12 protein-coding genes are annotated in these 18494 nt (G+C 68.2%); 8 read left to right on the top strand and 4 right to left on the bottom strand.

Features of this window, described 5'->3' with window-relative positions; all coding sequences use genetic code 11:
- The first annotated feature begins 75 nt into the window (after positions 1-75).
- A complete protein-coding gene (locus SAZ01S_RS00565; protein ID WP_084578992.1) occupies positions 76-3393 on the top strand; it encodes a hybrid sensor histidine kinase/response regulator in 3318 nt (1105 codons plus the stop codon).
- Between the two features lie 79 nt (positions 3394-3472).
- On the opposite strand, the gene SAZ01S_RS00560 is transcribed toward SAZ01S_RS00565, so the two are convergent.
- Both SAZ01S_RS00560 and acs read right to left on the bottom strand, forming a co-directional pair.
- A complete protein-coding gene (locus tag SAZ01S_RS00560) occupies positions 3473-4114 on the bottom strand; it encodes a response regulator transcription factor (protein WP_084578990.1) in 642 nt (213 codons plus the stop codon).
- Between the two features lie 13 nt (positions 4115-4127).
- A complete protein-coding gene (acs, locus tag SAZ01S_RS00555; RefSeq protein WP_084578988.1) occupies positions 4128-6077 on the bottom strand; it encodes an acetate--CoA ligase in 1950 nt (649 codons plus the stop codon).
- Between the two features lie 182 nt (positions 6078-6259).
- Between acs and SAZ01S_RS00550 the strand changes: the two genes are divergently transcribed.
- Positions 6260-7714: a DcaP family trimeric outer membrane transporter gene (locus SAZ01S_RS00550; protein WP_084578986.1), complete on the top strand. Its 1455-nt coding sequence runs from the start codon at positions 6260-6262 to the stop codon at positions 7712-7714.
- Between the two features lie 55 nt (positions 7715-7769).
- Complete coding sequence (locus SAZ01S_RS00545) at positions 7770-9503, top strand: MFS transporter (protein ID WP_084578984.1); 1734 nt, start codon at positions 7770-7772, stop codon at positions 9501-9503.
- Between the two features lie 218 nt (positions 9504-9721).
- Here SAZ01S_RS00545 and SAZ01S_RS00540 read toward each other — a convergent pair whose 3' ends face one another.
- On the bottom strand, positions 9722-10468 hold the full coding sequence (locus tag SAZ01S_RS00540) for an HAD-IIB family hydrolase (RefSeq protein WP_084578982.1): 747 nt from the start codon (positions 10466-10468) through the stop codon (positions 9722-9724).
- A gap of 665 nt (positions 10469-11133) precedes the next feature.
- On the opposite strand from SAZ01S_RS00540, the gene SAZ01S_RS00535 reads away from it, so the two are divergent.
- From SAZ01S_RS00535 to SAZ01S_RS00525, 3 genes are all read left to right on the top strand, one after another.
- Entirely contained in the window at positions 11134-13866 is a 2733-nt protein-coding gene (locus tag SAZ01S_RS00535; RefSeq protein ID WP_245824457.1) for a TonB-dependent receptor, read from the top strand.
- A 423-nt stretch (positions 13867-14289) separates the two neighbouring features.
- Positions 14290-14550: a hypothetical protein gene (locus SAZ01S_RS00530; RefSeq protein ID WP_245824455.1), complete on the top strand. Its 261-nt coding sequence runs from the start codon at positions 14290-14292 to the stop codon at positions 14548-14550.
- A gap of 11 nt (positions 14551-14561) precedes the next feature.
- On the top strand, positions 14562-15101 hold the full coding sequence (locus SAZ01S_RS00525) for an SAM-dependent methyltransferase (RefSeq protein ID WP_139809858.1): 540 nt from the start codon (positions 14562-14564) through the stop codon (positions 15099-15101).
- 187 nt (positions 15102-15288) lie between these two features.
- Here the strand turns inward: SAZ01S_RS00525 and SAZ01S_RS00520 are convergent, their stop codons facing one another.
- A complete protein-coding gene (locus tag SAZ01S_RS00520; RefSeq protein ID WP_084578974.1) occupies positions 15289-16194 on the bottom strand; it encodes a LysR family transcriptional regulator in 906 nt (301 codons plus the stop codon).
- Between the two features lie 87 nt (positions 16195-16281).
- On the opposite strand from SAZ01S_RS00520, the gene SAZ01S_RS00515 reads away from it, so the two are divergent.
- Together SAZ01S_RS00515 and SAZ01S_RS00510 are read left to right on the top strand one after the other, a co-directional pair.
- Positions 16282-17316, top strand: coding sequence for an aldo/keto reductase (locus SAZ01S_RS00515; RefSeq protein ID WP_084579284.1), 1035 nt, complete (start codon positions 16282-16284; stop codon positions 17314-17316).
- The gene (locus tag SAZ01S_RS00510) at positions 17313-18485 is read left to right on the top strand and encodes an MFS transporter (protein WP_084578972.1); all 1173 of its coding nucleotides are present in this window, start codon (positions 17313-17315) and stop codon (positions 18483-18485) included. Before SAZ01S_RS00515 ends, SAZ01S_RS00510 begins: the two co-directional genes overlap by 4 nt.
- Positions 18486-18494: the final 9 nt, after the last annotated feature.

The raw sequence follows: 18494 nt of genomic DNA, 5'->3' as shown, positions 1-18494 counted from the left end.
CGGAACATGTAAGGTTGCCCGCACGAACCAGAACACCCCGCCTGCGAGGCGCGCGGGAGAAGGAGGGGGCACACGATGATCGGCCCTGGGGCCGCCGCGCTGCTGGCGTTGGGACTGGTGCTCGCACTGTTCTGCGTGGCGGCGATCGCCGAGCGCCGCGCGGCACTTGCCGCCCGATCGCCGCTCCGTACCGCCGCCTATACGCTGGCGCTTGGCGTCTATTGTTCCAGCTGGACCTTCTACGGCGCAGTGGGCAGCGTGGCGCGCGACGGCTGGAACTATCTGCCGATCTACGCCGCCCCCATTTTCGCGCTGCTGTTCGCGCCAGGCTTCTTCCGGCGGCTGGGCGAAGCGGTGTCGGCCGAGCGGGCGACCACCGTGTCCGATTTCATCGCCGCGCGCTTCGGCAGCGACATCGTCGTCGCCCGACTGGTGACGGTGATCGCGCTGCTCGGCTCGGTCCCCTATGTCGCCCTGCAGCTGCGGTCGATCGGCATCGCGCTCCGCATCGGATCGGGCGTCGCGCTCGAGCAGCCGGTGATGATCGCGGCGGCGGTGCTGCTGGCGCTGTTCGCCATCCTGTACGGCGCGCGTCGCTTCGAACTGGCCGGGCGCAGCGAAGGGTTGCTCTATGCGATCGGCCTCGATTCGCTGGTGAAACTGCTCGCGCTGCTGGCGGTGACGCTGCTCGCGGTGCACGTGATCCTCCGCCAGGGCGAACAGCGCGCGCTTGCCGGCGTGGCGCGCTTCGCCGCGCTGTTCCGCGCCGAGCATCTTTCGATCGATACGCTGGTGATCGGGCTGATCGCCGCGCTGGCGATCCTCGGGCTGCCGCGCCAATTCTACATGGGGCTGGTGGAAGCGCGGGGCCCCGGCGACCTGGTCCGCGCGCGCTTCGGCTTCGCGGCCTATATCGCGCTGATGGCGGTGCTGGTGCTGCCGATCGCGCTGGCGGGGCTGACGGTGCTGCCGCCGACGACGGCGCCCGACGTCTATGTGCTGGCGCTGCCTGCCGCGATCGGATCGCCGCTGGTGCTCAGCATCGCGCTGGTCGGCGGGATCAGCGCCGCCGCCTCGATGGCGGTGGTGGAGGCCAATGCGCTGGCCACCATGGTATCGAACGACCTGATCTTCCCCAGCATGCTCCGGCGCGGACTGCCAGATGGCGCCGGGCGGATCGGGCGGCGGATGCTGGCGGTGCGGCGCGCCTCGATCGCGGCGGTGATGCTCGCCGCGCTAGGCTGGGGGCTGGCGATCTCGGCGCGCAACTCGCTCGCCTCGATCGGCCTGATCGCCTTTGCCGCGACCGCGCAATATACCCCCCATCTGATCCTCGCCGCACTCCGCCGCGACAATGATCCGCTTGCCGCCCGCGCCAGCCTGGCGACCGGCATGCTGTTGTGGCTCTACACGCTGGCCTTGCCGCCGGTGCTGCCTCAGGCGATGCTCGACGCGCTGGCCGGCACGCTGCTCGATCCGCTGGCGCTGCTCGGCGTGCAGGGGCTCTCGCCGCTGGTGCACGGCGTGCTGTGGAGCCTGGGCGGCAACCTGCTCGCCTTTGCGGTGCTCGCTGCCCGAAGGATGGGCCCCCCTGCCATGCCCCGCTTCCTGCGCGACCAGCGGCGGATCACGACGATCGGAGAACTGCGCCGGCTGACCGCCAGCTTCGTGGGCGAAGAACGCGCGCTCGCCGAATTCGCCGAGGAGAGCGACCAGCGCATCGATGGCAAGGCGGCGCGGCGCGCGCAGGAACTGATCGCCCGGGTGATCGGCGCCTCGTCCGCCCGCGCGCTAATCGCCTCGGCGCTCTCCGGGGGCACGATGCGGCTCGACCAGGTCACCCGCCTGCTCGACGAAGGCGGCCAGTCGCTGCGCTTCTCGCGCGCGCTGCTCGCCGCCACCTTCGAGAATATGGATGCCGGGGTCAGCGTGGTCGACGCCGATCTCCACCTCGTCGCCTGGAACAGCCGCTATCTCGAACTGTTCGATTATCCCGAGGGGATGGTGCGCGTGGGCGTGCCGGTCGCCGAGCTCATCCGCCACAATGCCCGGCGGGGCGACTTCGGGCCGGGCGGGGCCGATTTCCACGTCGAGAAGCGGCTCGAACATCTCCGCCGCGGGCTGGAGCACAGCTTCGAGCGGACCCGCGCCGACGGGCGGGTGATCAAGACCGTGGGCGGGCCGATGCCCGGCGGGGGCTATGTGATGAGCTTCACCGACGTGACCAGCGAGGCCCGCGCCCGCGCCGCGCTGCGCGAGACGCTGGAGGCGCTGGAGGATCGCGTCGAGGCCCGCACCCACGAACTCTCCGAGGCCAATCGCCGGCTCGCCGAGGCCGATCGCGACAAGACCCGCTTCCTCGCCGCTGCGAGCCACGACCTGCTCCAGCCGCTCCACGCCGCGCGGCTGTTCGCGGCGGCGCTGGAGCGCGACATCGCGCCGACGATGCGGCCGATCCTCGCCCGGCTCGACGGCTCGATCCGCGGCGCCGAGGAGTTGCTGCGCGCGCTGCTCGACATCAGCAAGCTCGATGCCGGCGGGGTGCAGCCGGCCCTTGAGACGATCGCCCTCGCCCCCTTGCTGACCGAGCTTGCCGAGGAACTGCGGCCGATGGCCGAGGCCAAGGGGCTGAAGCTGCGGATCGGCCCGCTGCCCGGCGCGATCCACAGCGATTCCGGGCTGGTACGCTCGGTGATCCAGAACCTGCTGGTCAATGCGGTGCGCTATACGGCCAAGGGCGGCGTGCTGATCGGCGTGCGGCGACGGGGTGGCGACTGGCGGATTGACGTGGTCGATAGCGGCGTCGGCATCCCGGAGGACCAGATCGGCAGCATTTTCGGCGAGTTCACTCGGCTGGGCATGGTCGACGTCGAGGGCCAGGGGCTGGGGCTGGCGCTGGTCGTGCGCATCGCCCGGCTGCTCGGCGGCACGGTCGAGGTCCGCTCGGTGCCGGGGCGGGGCAGCCGGTTCAGCCTGCGCCTGCCCGGCGGTGCCGCGCCGGCGCCGGTGGCCGCAATCGCGGCGCCGCCGGCATCCTCCGGCCGGTCGCTGCGGCTGCTGGTGGTCGACGACGATCCCGGCATCGTCGAGGCGAGCGTGACGCTGCTGCGCCAGCTGGGGCATGTGCCCATCGCCGCACAGGACAGCGCAACCGCACGGGCGGCGCCAGGCCCCTTCGACGCGGTGATCGCCGATCTGCGGCTGGGCGAGAATAGCCTCGACGGGCTGGCGCTGATCGCGGCGCTGCGCGAGACGCGCCCGGGGCTGCCGGCGGCGCTGGTCACCGCCGAAAACGGCGCTTCGCTGGTGGCGCAAGCCGCCGCCGCCAATGTCAGCCTCTACGCCAAGCCGATCGACCCGGAGGCCCTGCGCCGCTTTCTGGATGGGGTGTAAGCGTAGATGGCGGGGCGCCCCATCGGAGGCAGAACGATAGCAGCGGTCCGACAACCACCGGCAGCCAAGCCGCCCTTTCTCAGTGGCGCAGGTCCAGCCCTAGCGAGCGGGCGACCAGCGCCGCCTGGGTGCGGTTGCGCACGTCGAGCTTGCGCATGATCACCGTCATGTGCGCCTTCACTGTCGCCTCGCTGATGCCCAGCCCGTGGGCGATCTGCTTGTTGAGCTGGCCGTCGAGCACCGCCAGCAGCACCTTCAGTTCGGTGGGGGTGAGCTTCGCCACGGTTTCGCGCACCGGCGCCAGTTCGGCATCGGCGGGGGCACCAGCCGGCGCTGCCCGCCCGTTGAGCGCCTTGGCGATCGCCGCTTCGATCGCGCCGAGATCGCTGTCCTTGCGCAGGAAACCAATCGCGCCGAACGCCCGCGCTTCCCCGGCCGCCGCCGCACCCTCGGCGCTGGAGACGACCAGGATCGGCACGCCCGGGCATTCGGCGTGGAGCAGCGCGATCCCCGAATAGCCTACCGCGCCCGGCATCTTCAGATCGAGCAGGATCAGGTCCAGCCCGTCGCCCACTGACCGAACCTCCTCCACCATGCGCGCGGCAGCGGCGAGTGTCCCGGCCTCCACCACCCGCGCCTCGGGCCGCACCCGGCTGACCGCCAGATGCAGCGCCTGGCGATACAGCGGGTGATCGTCGGCGATCAGGATGGCGCTGCCCAACTTCCCCTCCGGTTCAGGCCTCCGCTAGTTGCGGACGGCCGGCGATCAACGTGGCGACCACCGACGGATCCGCCAAGGTAGAAATATCCCCTAGATTGGAGGTTTCGTTCTCGGCGATCTTGCGCAGAATGCGCCGCATGATCTTGCCGCTCCGAGTCTTGGGCAGGCTCGGCGCGAACTGGATCACGTCGGGCGTGGCGATCGGCCCGATCTCGTGGCGCACCCATTGCACCAGTGCGCGGCGCAGCGCTTCGTCCGGTTCCACTTCGGCATTGGTGGTGACATAGGCATAGATGCCCTGCCCCTTGATCGCGTGCGGCATGCCGACCACCGCCGCCTCGGCCACCGCTTCGTGCGCAACCAGCGCGCTTTCGATCTCGGCGGTTCCCATGCGGTGGCCGGAGACGTTGATCACGTCGTCGATGCGGCCGGTGATCCAGTAATAGCCGTCGGCGTCGCGGCGGCAGCCGTCGCCGGTGAAATATTTGCCGGGAAAGGTGGTGAAATAGGTCTGGAAGAAGCGCTCGGGATCGCCCCACACCCCGCGCATCTGGCCCGGCCAGCTCTGGGTGAGCACCAGGCAACCCTCGGTCGCGCCTTCCAGCACCTTGCCCTCGCCGTCGACCAGTTGCGGGGCGACGCCGAACATCGGCTTGCTCGCCGATCCTGGCTTGAGATCGGTCGCCCCCGGCAGCGGGGTGATCATGGCCGCGCCGGTTTCGGTCTGCCACCAGGTATCGACGATCGGGCAGCGCCCCCCCCCGACGACGCGGTGATACCATTCCCATGCCTCCGGGTTGATCGGCTCGCCGACCGAACCGAGCAGCCGGAGCGACGACCGGCGGGTCTTCTGCACCCAGTGATCGCCTTCGCGCATCAGCGCGCGCAGCGCCGTGGGGGCGCCGTAGAAGATCTCCACGGCGAACTTGTCGACCACCTGCCAGAAGCGCGAGGGATCGGGCCAGTTGGGCACGCCTTCGAACATCACCGTGGTCGCGCCGTTGATCAACGGGCCGTAGACGACATAGCTGTGCCCGGTGACCCAGCCGATATCCGCCGCGCACCAGAAGATCTGCCCCGGGCGATAGTCGAACACATATTGGTGCGTCATCGACGCCCACACCGCGTAGCCGCCGGTGGTGTGCAGCACGCCCTTGGGCTTGCCGGTGGAGCCCGAGGTATAGAGGATGAACAGCGGGTCCTCGGCGTTCATCGCCTCGGGCGGGCACTCAGCGGATTGGCCTGCCACGCCTTCGTGCCAATCGACGTCACGCCCGGCCTGCATGGCCACGTCCGCTCCAGTGCGGCGAAGCACGATGACGCTGTCGACATCGGGGCAATGGCTCAGCGCCTCGTCGACATTGGCCTTGAGCGGCACCCGCCGCCCGCCGCGAAGCCCCTCGTCGGCGGTCACCACCAGCCGCGAGCCGCAATCGAGGATGCGCCCCGCCAGCGCATCGGGCGAGAAGCCGGCGAAGACGATCGAGTGGATCGCGCCGATCCGCGCGCAGGCGAGCATCGCCACCGCCGCCTCGGGCACCATCGGCAGATACAGCGTCACCCGGTCCCCGCGGCCCACGCCGCGCGCCTTGAGCAGATTGGCGAAGCGGCACACCTCGGCGTGGAGCTGGCGATAGCTGATCCGCCGCTCGGGCTCTGCGGGATCGTCGCTTTCCCACAGGATCGCGATCGCATCACCGCGCACCGCGAGATGCCGGTCGAGGCAGTTGGCTGCGATGTTGAGCGCGCCGTCCTCGAACCAGCGGATGCCGAAATCGGCTTCGTCGAAGCTGGTCCGCTGTACCCGCGTGAACGGCGTGCTCCAGTCGAGCCGCTGCGCCTCCTGCCGCCAGAAGCCGTCCGGATCCTCCACCGACTGGCGGTAGAGCTTGGCATAGCGATCGGCATTGATCAGCGCGTTCTTCGCCCAGGCTTCGGGCACGGGGTGGATGGCTTCAGGCATGGCGCTCTCCTTCGCGTGCGGGCGGCGGGGTTCGGGTCGCCGCGCTTTCCCGCTGCATAGCCCTGCCACCGCGCGCCCGGACCCCCGACCATCGTCGCCCCTCCCCGACCATGGTCCCGCTGTCGGCAACGTCTCGATTGCGGGACAGTCGGCGAAAGAAAAAACGTTGTTGGGAGAGTAGCATGTCAAGGTCGAAGACCGCCCTGGTGGCGGCGTTGCTGGGTGCGACCGCGCTCCTGTCGCCGGCGCAGGCGCAGGAGCGCGGCAAGCCGAGCGCACGCGAAGCGGCGCTCGAAGCGCGGCTCGCGAAGATGGAAGCCGAACTCGCCGAGCTGCGCACCGCGCTCCAGACGAGCCGGGCCCAGGCCGATGCCGAGAGCGTTGCCAGTGCCGCACGGGCGGCACAGCTCGCCGACGCCGCCAAGGCCGCGGTTGCCAAGAGCGACGCAACCGCCGCCAAGCTCGCCGCGCTGGAGGCGAAGCCCGTACCGGAGGGCATGCGCAGCGGCAATACCACCATCAAGCTTACCGGCTTCGTGAAGCTGGTCGCCGCGAGCAGCCACTTCGCCAACGGCGCGGTGGCCACCAATTCGCTCGGCCGCGACTTCTACCTGCCGCAGACCATCCCGGTCGGCGGCGCCAAGGGCACCACCGATACCGATTTCGGCGCCAAGCAGACGCGGCTCGCGCTCAACCTGGCTTCCAGCGTCGCCGGGCACCGGGTGCTGGGCTATGTCGAGACCGACTTCCAGGTCGATTCGAACGCCGCCCCGGCGATCACCGGCGGCGGATCGCAGCGCACCACCAACGGCTATACGCTGGCGCTGCGCCGCGCCTGGCTGCAGGTCGATCGCCTGCTGGTCGGCCAGGAATGGACCAATTTCCAATATGTCGGCGCGCTGCCCGAAAGCACCGACTATGTCGGCGCCACCGAAGGCACCGTCTTCGTCCGCCAGCCGCAGATCCGCTACACCGCGCCGCTGTCCAAGGCCGCGACGCTCAGCGTGGCGGTGGAAAATCCGGAAAGCGCCACCGCCACGCTCGCCGCCCCGGCGCTGGTCGAAAACGGCACCGATCATCTGCCCGACGCCACCGTGCGGCTGAACCTTGCCGGAAGGCGTGGCGAGGTGTCGCTGGCAGGTCTTGTCCGCCAAGTGCGGGTGGAGGCGAGCGGCACCGGCCTTACCCAGACAGGCTATGGCGTGTCCGCGGCCGGCAAGCTGTGGCTCAACACCGCCAAATCGGCCGATCTGCGCGCGATGCTCACCTATGGCCGAGATATCAGCCGCTATGTCGGGCTGAACTTCGCGCCCGACGCCGTCCTCGTCTCCGCGAGCAGCCGTCTCGAGCATGTCAAGGTGCTGGCCGGCCTGGTGGCGGTGCGGGTGCCGCTGGCCGCCCAGTTGCGTGCGAACCTGATCGGATCTTTCCAACAGGTCGACTATGCAAGCGCGCTGCCGCTTGCCAGTATCGCCGCGTACAACAAGCGCGCCTTCAGCGTTGCAGGGAACCTGTTTTATTCGCCGGTCAAGAATGTCGATCTCGGCATCGAAGTTCGCCACGGCGAACGCGAGCTGGTTTCCGGGCAGAAGGGGCGCCTGGATCGAGTGGAGTTCGCCGCAAAATACGGGTTCTGAACCGAACCGTCCGAACAACGGGCGGCACGGACCCGCCGAACGAGGAGAGAATGCGATGGCTACCAGCGTTGACGATGCCTTGCCACGGCATCACGAGGCGACCCGAAGCGAGAAACTGGTGATCACCGCCAGTTCGCTCGGCACGGTGTTCGAATGGTATGATTTCTATCTCTACGGGCTGCTGACGACGATCATCGCCGCGCAGTTCCTCACCGGGCTCAACCCCACCACCTCGTTCATCATGGCGCTGCTGGTGTTCGCCGCCGGCTTCATCGTGCGGCCGTTCGGCGCGCTCGTCTTCGGGCGGATCGGCGACATGGTCGGGCGGCGCTACACCTTCATCATCACCCTGCTGGTGATGGGGCTTTCCACCTTCCTGGTCGGCTGCCTGCCCACCTACAAGACGGCCGGCGTCGCCGCGCCGATCCTGCTGGTGGTGCTGCGCATGTTCCAGGGCCTCGCCCTGGGCGGCGAATATGGCGGGGCAGCGACCTATGTCGCCGAGCATGCGCCGGAGGGGAAGCGCGGCTTCTACACCAGCTGGATCCAGATCACCGCCACCGCCGGGCTCGCCATGGCGTTGCTGATCGTCATCACCGTCCGCTCGCCGATCACCGGGGTGGGCGAGGAGGCGTTCAAGGCGTGGGGCTGGCGCGTGCCCTATCTGCTCTCCGGCCTGTTCCTCGCCGTCGGCCTGTGGCTGCGGCTGAAGCTGCACGAGTCCCCGGTGTTCAAGAAGATGAAGGCCGAAGGCACCGCCTCCAAGGCCCCGCTCACCGAGGCGTTCGGGCAGTGGAAGAACCTGCGGATCGTGCTCATCGCGTTTTTCGGCGCGATCGCCGGCCAGGCGGTGATCTGGTATACCGGCCAGCTCTACGCGCTGTTCTTCCTCGAGAAAATGCTCAAGGTCGACGGGCTCACCGCCAACATGCTCGCGATCACCGCGCTCGTGCTGGCGACCCCCTTCTTCCTGTTCTTCGGCTGGCTGTCCGACAAGATCGGCCGCAAGCCGATCATTCTCACTGGCTGCGCGCTGGCGGCGGTCACCCTGTTCCCGGTGTTCCATGCGCTGACCAACGCCGCCAATCCGGCACTGGCCCGCGCGCTGGCCTCGGCCCCCGTCACCGTCACCGCCGATCCGGGCGAATGCTCGTCGCAGTTCGACCCCGTAGGCCAGAACAAGTTCGACACGACGAGCTGCGACATCGTCAAGAACGCGCTCGCCAAGGCCGGCGTGAACTATGAGAATGTGAAGGCCGCCCCCGGCACGCTCGCCACCATCACCATCGGCGGCAAGCAGTTCACCGCGCCCGATCCGCGCCAGGTGAGCGGCGACGCGCGCAAAAAGGCGATCGCTGCCTTCACCGCGCAGGTGGTCGGCGCGCCGGCGGTGCCCGCCAAGGGCAACGATCCGGCCAAGCCCGCGGTCACCGGCGAGCTCGCCAAGGTCGGCTATCCGACCAAGGCCGATCCCGCGGCAATGAACAAGCCGCTGGTGGTGGCGCTGCTCTTCTACCTCGTGCTGCTGGTCACCATGGTCTATGGCCCGATCGCGGCGATGCTGGTGGAGCTGTTCCCCAGCCGCATCCGCTACACCTCGATGTCGCTGCCCTATCATATCGGCAATGGCTGGCTGGGCGGGCTGCTGCCGGCGATCGGCTTCGCGATGGTCGCGGCCAATGGCAACATCTATTACGGGTTCTGGTACCCCGTGGTGGTGGCGGCGGCAACCTTGGTGTTCGGCCTGATCTTCCTGCCCGAAACCTTCCGGCGCAACGTCGACGGCTGATCCTGCGCCCCTGTCCCAGCAAAAGGCCCCCGCGGATCCTCTCCCCGGGGGCCTTTCCCCATCGGGCGATGTCGATCGGCCCACCCCGCCATGCGCAGGTGAGCGTTTCCCTGCCTGCCGCCTGCGCTACCGAACGGTAGCGCGCGACGGCGGGAGGCCTGCAAGGCGCAACGATCACGCTCAGGCGCCCCGATTTGGGTTGATCCCCTTGCGCACACTTACCGATTCCAGGCGACCAGCGCTTCGATGATCGCGACGGTTTCGGCCGGGTCCCGCACGCGCACGCTGTCGATCCCTGCGGCGCGTACCGGGTCGTCGTTGCCGCCCGGATAGATCGCGTCTCCGAAGAACAGGATCGCTGCGCGCGGGACGGCGGCATGTTCGACCAGCCGATCGATGGCATAGGCCTTGTCGACACCTTCGCGGGTGATGTCGATCGAGGTCGTGCCGCCGATTTTGATCGAGAAGCCCCGCAGCTGGTCGGCGAGCCGGCGCTGCAGCGCCGATCGTTTGGCCTGGTCAGGATCCCACGCCTTCTTCGCATCGACCGGCGCCGCCTGCCCCAGCGCCGAGAAGGTGATCTGCGTGCCGCGATCCTCGATCTGCGGCCCCCACAGCCTTTCCGGGCGGAGGCCCGCATCGGCGACGGCACGCTCCAGCGCCGCCAGGATCTGCGCGCGTTCGGCGGCGGTGAAGGAGTCCGCATAGATCTGCCGCCAGCCGCCGTCGGCGAAGCGATACAGCTTGGCACCGGTGGTCGGCAGGATGAACAGCCGCGCCAGGTTCGTCTCGGGCGGCAACCGCGAGATCACCTGCACCTCGAACTGCTTCCAATCGCCGCCGGAAATGATGGCAACCATGGCGATGTCCAGCAGCGCTTTAAGACGGGCCGCCATGGCCTGCTCGAGCGGCTGCTTGCTTTCGGCGAGCGTACCGTCGAGGTCGAAGGCAACCAACTGCTTCATGCGCTGCTCCCGAACGCGACTTGCAGCGAGTGCAGCGCACTCGCCCCGTGAGACCTTCGACCGTCGCTGGCTCGCGATCTTGCCGCTGCCCAGCCAACGTCAAGCACGTGCAGATGCGTTTTCGTCGACCGGCACGGTTCAGGGCCATCCGATTACGAGCCGTGCACAGCGATAACGCGAGGAACGGCGAATGGTGCCGCATGGTACCCCGGCGAGAGGCCCGGAATGTCGCGCCTGCCACAGCCGAAATCCCCGCCCGTAAGCGCGGCGCCGTCCGCCTGAATGCGTACTTGTCCTACAAAACTTCTAGACTCCAACTTTCTCCTGTGCGATTTAACTTTTGCATATGAATTGAAGCGATGCGGCGGAGCGTGGCGAACACGCCGGCCGGCGTCGTGATCAGGGATGACGAACGCGATCGGCAAGCAGCCGAGGCGTCGCTGCCGCCCTGTCTGGGAGAGTCGAGTTGAAACGGTCAAAAATCGTCAGTTCCTAGCGTTTTAGGTCGGCCGCCACAGCGGATGTTGCACCTTGCCATGCAGGACCGCGCGCTTCGCGCCACCACTTCCTGCGGCCGATCTCCAAGCGAACCAAAACATGCAAAAGGGGACCAATATTCCATGAGAAACATGCAATTGCACCGGATCGCGCTACTTGCAGGCACGATGATGACGCTAGCTTCGGCCCCCTGCGCCATGGCGCAGTCTCACGAAGTACAAGACAGCGAAGCACCTGCTGCCGACACGGACGGCCAGATCCTGGTTACCGGCCTGCGCGCGTCGCTCCAGTCGGCAAGCCAGCTCAAGCGCAATTCAGAATCGATCCTGGATGCCATCGTTGCGCAGGACATCGGCAAATTGCCTGACAATCAGGCGATCGAGGCGCTTGCCCGCCTGCCGGGTGTGCAGGTGACGCGCAGCGACGACGAGGCCAATGGCATCCTGGTGCGCGGCCTGCCCAACGTGACGACCACGTTCAACGGCCGCGAACTGTTCACCGTGGAGAATCGCCGCGCCAACCTGCAGGACTTTCCGGCCGGCGCGCTGGCGGGCATCGAAGTCTACAAGTCCGCCACGGCCGATCTCGTCGATCCGGGCCTTGCCGGGCTGATCAATGTCCGCACCCGGCGGCCGTTCGACTTCAAGGGGCTGGAACTCGCCGGCAGCGTTCGCGGCGCCTGGAACGAGCAGACCAAGAAGATCGACCCGACCTACAACCTGATGGTCTCCGATCGCTGGAACACCGGTATCGGCGATATCGGTCTGTTGGTGAACTACTCGCTGGTGCAGACCCGCTATCGCAACGCCGTCCGCTTCATCAACAGCGACGTGACCACGATCGACCGCGGCAACAGCAACGCGGCGGACGACGTGCTGGTGACCACGCCGGGCATCGGCGGCAACGTGCATGTGCCGAACGAGATCGGGCTCTACTACAGCCGCGGCAAGCGCGTGCGGCCTTCGGTCAACGGCGCCTTCCAATGGCGGCCGGCACAGAATTTCGAGATGTATCTGGAAGGTTTGTGGCAGGGCTATCGCGGCAAGAATGCCAATGATCGCTTCGGCACCAACCTGGTCGACCGCAGCGACGCCGGGCTGCAGGCGACATTCAGCAACGTGGTGCTCGATCCCAAGGATCCGACGCGCATCACCAGCCTGACCAAGAGCGGCGGCAAGCCCGGCGAGACCTATCGCTCGACCACCAACGACCAGGGCGACACCTACCAATATGCCGGCGGCTTCAAATGGAACACCGGCCGCGCGGAGATCACCGGCGAAGGCGCCTGGACCAAGAGCGTCTACACCTGGAAGACCTACAGCCTCGACGGGCAGACCAGCACGTCGCCGACGGTCGACGTCAACTTCGATCGCGACAACGGCGTGTCGTTCGCCCTGCCCGGCTTCGCAGGCCTCGACCCGAAGAGCTGGATCTGGCGCGGCTTCTACGACAGCCGCGGCCGCTCGGAAGGCGCAGGCACCCAGTGGCGGATGGACGTGAAGCTGGATACCGACTGGGCGGTAGTGAAGCGGCTCGATTTCGGTCTGCGCGCCACGACCCATACGGCGCGTACCCGCTCGGGCGATCGCTATGCCTGGACGGCGCCGCTCGCCCTCCCGCTCGCCTCGCTGCCGATCGGGCCGCTGGAAACGGTGACCGACGGCTTTCGCGGCGACGTCCAGCCCTTCAAGAACTGGCTGACGGCCAGCCGCGACGGGATTCGCGACAATTACGAGAAGCTCCGCCTCGCCTCGCTCGATGCGATGAAGAAGCTCGACTGGGCCAGCGACATCGCCAACTGGAGCACGCCGGAGGCGCAGATCCCCGCCCGTAGCGGGTTCGACGCGAGCGAGAACAGCTATGCCGCCTATGCGCAAAGCCGCTTCGACTTCGAGCCGGCCGGTGTTCCGGTGGACGGCACGCTGGGCGTCCGCATCGTCAACACCGACGGCCATTATTCGGGCACCTTCCAGCAAACCGATGCCAACGGCGTCGTCACGCTGGTGCCGCTGACCACCAAGCAGAACTATGTGAACGTGCTGCCGACCTTCCAGGCGCGGTGGAAGATCACGCCGAAGCTCCAGCTTCGCGTGGGCGCGACCCGCACCTTCACCCGCCCCTCCTTCGGTGACCTCAACCCCACCCGCACCATCTCGATCGTCAACCCGACGAAGAGCCCGAACGAGACGCGCGCCGCCTATGTGAGCAGCGGCAATCCGAACCTGACGCCGCTCACCTCCGACAATTACGACGTCAGCCTGGAATATTATTTCGGCAACGCCGGTTCGGCCTCGGCCGCGGTGTTCCGGCGCGACGTGAACGGCTTCATCAACACCTATACCCGCGACGTGCAGTACGGGAATTACGGTCTGGTGAGCCTCACCCAGCCGGAAAATGCCGGCAAGGGCAAGATCCAGGGGTTCGAACTGTCCGGCCAGACCTTTTTCGACTTCCTGCCAGGCTGGCTCTCCGGGTTCGGCGCGCAGGCCAACCTGACCTATCTCGATGCCAAGAACGCCCTGCCGGAAACGTTGGGAACCGGGGCGCCGATGGTCGCGATAACCGGCGTATCCAAATGGACGTACAACCTTGCCGGCTTCTACGAGAAGGGTCCGCTGGCGGTGCGGCTGTCCTACAACCGCCGCAGCGGCTGGGTGAACAGCTACAGCCGCAACAGCAACGAGAGCCAATATGCCGGCGAACTGGCGCGGCCGGTCGCCCGGCTCGACTTTTCGACCAGCTACGAATGGAGCAAGAACGTGACCTTCACGTTCGAGGCGAGCAACATCCTCGCCCAGCCTTACGAGAATTACCGCTACTATAGCGAAACGGCCTATTACGCGCGCGACGTGCGCGACGAGGGCCGGTTCGTGTCGCTGGGTGCGCGCTTCAAGTTCTGACCGCCCGCGGGCAGGGTCTACTACCCCTGCCCGCCACGTCGCGCCGTTGCACCGAGCGCATCGGCTGGGCCAAGGCTCCCATCTACCACACCGCGCTGCTTTCCACGGCCGGACCATAGCCCGCCCACCTGACCGAAAGCACGAAGGGCCGCCCCATTGCTGGAGCGGCCCTTCCATTGCCTACCACTGAAAGCGGGAGGTCAGAAGCGGCAAGCCTCGCCGAGGTTCGCCATGCTCATCCGATCCGTGTTCAGCGGCATGTGAGAATGAGACATTCGACCACCTCCTTTCCTGTCCCCACGCAAGTTTATGCAAATCTAACGCGACGCTCCCGAGTTCGATCTCGAAGCTTAATGCGCTTACGCTCTACCTCGCCGTTGCTGACTACCGGTTGCCAGCACCTGTGAGGAGTATGTTTGCGTGGTGTCTGACCGCATCGAAGCGCCTGAGCAAGGTGCCACCATCCTGTGGGTGGGGCAGGACCGTGATGGGCATTGGCTGGTCCAGGAAAATCATGGCCTGATGGAAGGGCGGTTCGTGTCCCGCACAGCGGCGTGGCAGTTCGCCCGCGCCGAGCGGCACGCCTTCCCCGGCGCAGCTCTTATGGAGGCGGAGCAGCCGCTCGTCGCAAGCACCTCCTTCGATCCCCCGGCGCCGGACGAATGCGCCCGGCGGGCCGCGTAAGGGAGGGCGTGATGCAATTTGCTCATGCCTTTGCGCTTCCCGCCACGCCCGCGGCACCCGCCCTGGCGGCTCGATTGCGTCACGCCCTGTGCGATGCCGCCGATCGCGCCGCGATGCAGGATCTGCGCTGGCCGGTCGTGGCCGCGCGCCTCGAGGCGATGCGCGAGGAGGGACGCCGCAGCATCCGCATTGTGGACGCCGCCTGCGGGGATGCAAGCCTGTTGCTGCTGGCGCTCCGATCGGCGCGCGCCCTGGGTTTTGTCGCAATCGAGGCGCGCGGCGTGGATCGCGACGGCGCGCTGCTCGCCCAGGCGCGTCGCGTCGCGACGACGATACGGGATCCGGCGATCGATCTTCGCTTCTACATCGGCACCGCCGCGGCGGCGATGCGGGACGAGACTGCCTTCCCTGCCGACATCCTGCTCTATGCAGCGGCTCCCGGCGAAGCTTCGGCGCTGATGTGGCTGGCCCGGCGCGCCGGGCGAATGGCTCTCGCGGGGCCGCGATCGGGCGGCTGCGCCAGAGCTTCCTCGCCGCCGGGCAAACGCTGAGGAGCGCCGGCATCGTCGTCGACGCCGACACCGTCGACGGGTATCTGGCCGAACGGCATCGCTGGGAGCCACGGATCCGGCATGTGGCGCCAACGCTCGGCTACGACATGGTCGATGTCGATCGCCGCTCTGCGGAAGCACGGCACGCACCGGAGCCCTGATGCGCCGGCGTATCCGCCCCACGACCCTAGCGAAGGTTGGTGGCCAGAAAGTCCACAAATACCCGCACCCGCGCCGGCACATTGGGCCCGCCCACGAACACCGCATGGATCTGTTCGATGTCGCCGGGGTTGAACGCCTCGAGGAGCGGGACGAGCGTGCCGTTCGCGATCTCTTCCGCCACGCTGAAGGCGCCCACCCGCGCGATACCGACTCCGATCGCCGCGAGCTGCCCCAGCGTCTCGCCATTATTGGCCTCGAACCCGCCGCGCACCGATAGCGCGAAATCGTGGCCATCGCGGCGGAACGGCCAGACGGGTTCGGAACGACGGAAGCTGAAGTTCAGGCAATTATGCGCGAACAGGTCCTCGGGCACCCGGGGCGTTCCGTGGCGCGCGAGATAGTCGGGTGCCGCGACGATCACCCGCCGGGTCTCGCCGAGCTTGCGGGCGGTAAGCGCGCTGTCCGGCAGCGGTCCGAACCGCACCGCGACATCGGCCTGCCCGGCGGCGATGTCGACCAGCGTGTCGGTGAGCGCGATGTCGATCAGGATATCGGGGTAGAGTGCGGCGAATGTGCCGAGCAGCGGCACCACGCACAGCCGACCATGCGACAGCGCCGCGCTGACCCGCAACCGCCCGCGCGGACTGCCCTGGTCGGCAATCTGCTGCTCCGCATCGTCGAGATCGGCGAGGATCCGCCGCGCCGCCTGCAGATAGGCGCGGCCCTCGGCGGTGAGCGAGAGCGCGCGGGTGGAGCGCAGCAACAGGCGCACGCCCAGCCGGGCCTCGATGCGGTCGACCGCGCGCGCCACCGCCGACGGGCTCATGCCCAACTGGCGGGCCGCAGCCGAGAAGCTGCCCTGCTCGATCACGGCGGCGAACAGCGCCAGCGCATGCGCCCGGTCGCTGCCGCCGCTCAGCTTTGCGTCCATTGCACAAATCCTTCGCGTTCGCTCCAGCTACACCGCCGCTGCCACGCCGTCCATCTTTGCCTCCGAACAGGTAATGGGATGATGATCATGGAATATCGGCAATTGGGACGATCGGGTCTGCGCGTGCCCGCGCTCAGCTTCGGCGCAGGCACCTTCGGCGGCCAGGGGCCGCTGTTCAGCGCCTGGGGCCAGAGCGATGCGACCGAGGCACGCCGGCTGATCGACATCTGCCTCGATGCCGGGGTGACGCTGTTCGATACCGCCGACGTCTATTCGGGCGGCGCGTCGGAAGAAATCCTGGGTGCGGCGATCCGCGGCCGCCGCGACGCGGTGCTCGTCTCGACCAAGACCGGGCTGCCGATGGGCAACGGTCCGCAGGACTGGGGCGCCTCGCGCGCGCGCCTGATCCGCGCGGTGGAGGATGCGCTGCGCCGGCTGGGCACCGACCATATCGACCTGCTCCAGCTCCACGCCTTCGACGCCTCCACGCCGACCGAGGAGGTGATGGGCACGTTCGACCTGCTGATCGCTTCGGGGAAGGTGCGCTATGCCGGCGTCTCCAACTATCCCGGCTGGCAGGTGATGAAGGCGCAGGCGGTGGCGGAGCGCCATGGCTGGCCGCGGCTGGTCGCCCACCAGGTCTATTATTCGCTGATCGGCCGCGCCTATGAGGCGGACCTGATGCCGCTGGCGGCGGACCAGGGCGTGGGCGCGCTGGTATGGAGCCCGCTCGGCTGGGGCCGGCTGACCGGCAAGATCGGCCGCGATCGTCCGATCCCGGAAGGCAGCCGCCTGCACGCGACCGAGCAGTTCGCGCCGCCGGTTGAGCCCGAGCATCTCTACCGCGTCGTCGATGCGCTGGAAGCGGTCGCCGCCGAGACCGGCAAGACCGTGCCGCAGATCGCGATCAACTGGCTCTTGCAGCGCCCGACTGTGTCCTCCGTGATCATCGGCGCGCGCGACGAAGCGCAGCTGCGCCAGAATCTCGGCGCCGTCGGCTGGAGGCTGAGCCCGGAGCAGATCGCCGCGCTCGATCGCGCCAGCGAGGTGCTGCCGCCCTATCCGCACACCCCCTATCGCCAGCAGGAGGGCTTTGCCCGCCTGGCCCCGAGGCTCGCATGAAGAACCAGCTTGGCCTGCTGGCCCTTGCCGTCGGTGCGTTCGGCATCGGCGTCACCGAATTCGCGCCGATGGGGCTGCTGCCCGTCATTGCCCATGACCTGCAGGTGTCCATCCCCGCGGCGGGGCTGCTGATCAGCGCCTATGCGCTGGGCGTGATGCTCGGCGCGCCGCTGATGACGCTCACCACCGGGCGGGTGCCGCGGCGGATGCTGCTGATCGGCCTGGCGGGCATCTTCACCGCGGGGAACCTGCTTGCCGCCGTGTCGGACAGCTATGCGCTGCTGCTCGTCGCCCGCGTGCTCACCTCGTTCAACCACGGCGCCTTTTTCGGGGTCGGCTCGGTCGTGGCGGCGGGGCTGGTGGCGCCCGAGCGCCGGGCCAGCGCGGTCGCCTCGATGTTCATGGGGCTGACCATTGCCAATGTGGTGGGCGTGCCGCTCGCCACCTGGGCGGGCGAGCATCTCGGCTGGCGCGCGTCCTTCTGGGGCATCGCCGGCCTCGGCGTGCTGACGATGGCAGCACTGCGCCTGACCCTGCCCGCGCTCCCCGCACCCGAGGGCGGCAACGTGCGCGCAGAGCTGCGGGTGCTCACCCGCAAGCAGGTGCTGGGCGCGCTGGCGCTGACCGTGGTCGGATCGAGCGCGATGTTCACCGTGTTCACCTATATCACCCCGATCCTGCGCGAGGCGACGCATGCGTCGCTGGGCTTCATCACCGCGATGCTGGTGCTCTATGGCCTCGGATTGACCGCAGGCAACTGGCTGGGCGGCCGCTTCGCCGATCGCTCGGTCGACCGTACCTTGCTGATCACGCTGGCCAGCCTCTCCGCCATCCTGGTCGCCTTCGCCGTGCTGATGCCGCAGGCAGGCCCGAGCGCAGTACTGATCTTCCTGTGGGGCGTCGCAAGCTTCGCGCTGGTGCCGCCGCTGCAGGTGCGGGTGATGACCGCGGCCGCGGATGCGCCCAACCTCGCCGCCGCGGTCAATATCGGCGCATTCAACCTCGGCAACGCGTTCGGCGCGGCGCTGGGGGGCGGCGTGATCGCCGCGGGGCTCGGCTATCCGGCGGTGGCGCTGGCCGGGGCCGTGACCTCGCTGATCGGGCTGGTGGCGCTATGGGCCACCAGCGCCGGCAAGACCCAGCGCCGACCGGCGTGGAGCGGCGCATAGCCCGTCGCC

The sequence above is a fragment of the Sphingomonas azotifigens NBRC 15497 genome, from assembly GCF_002091475.1.
In the GTDB taxonomy this organism is placed as follows: Bacteria; Pseudomonadota; Alphaproteobacteria; order Sphingomonadales; family Sphingomonadaceae; genus Sphingomonas; species Sphingomonas azotifigens.
Note: the sequence above shows the minus strand (reverse complement) of the source record. Positions and strands in the feature narration are given on the sequence as shown.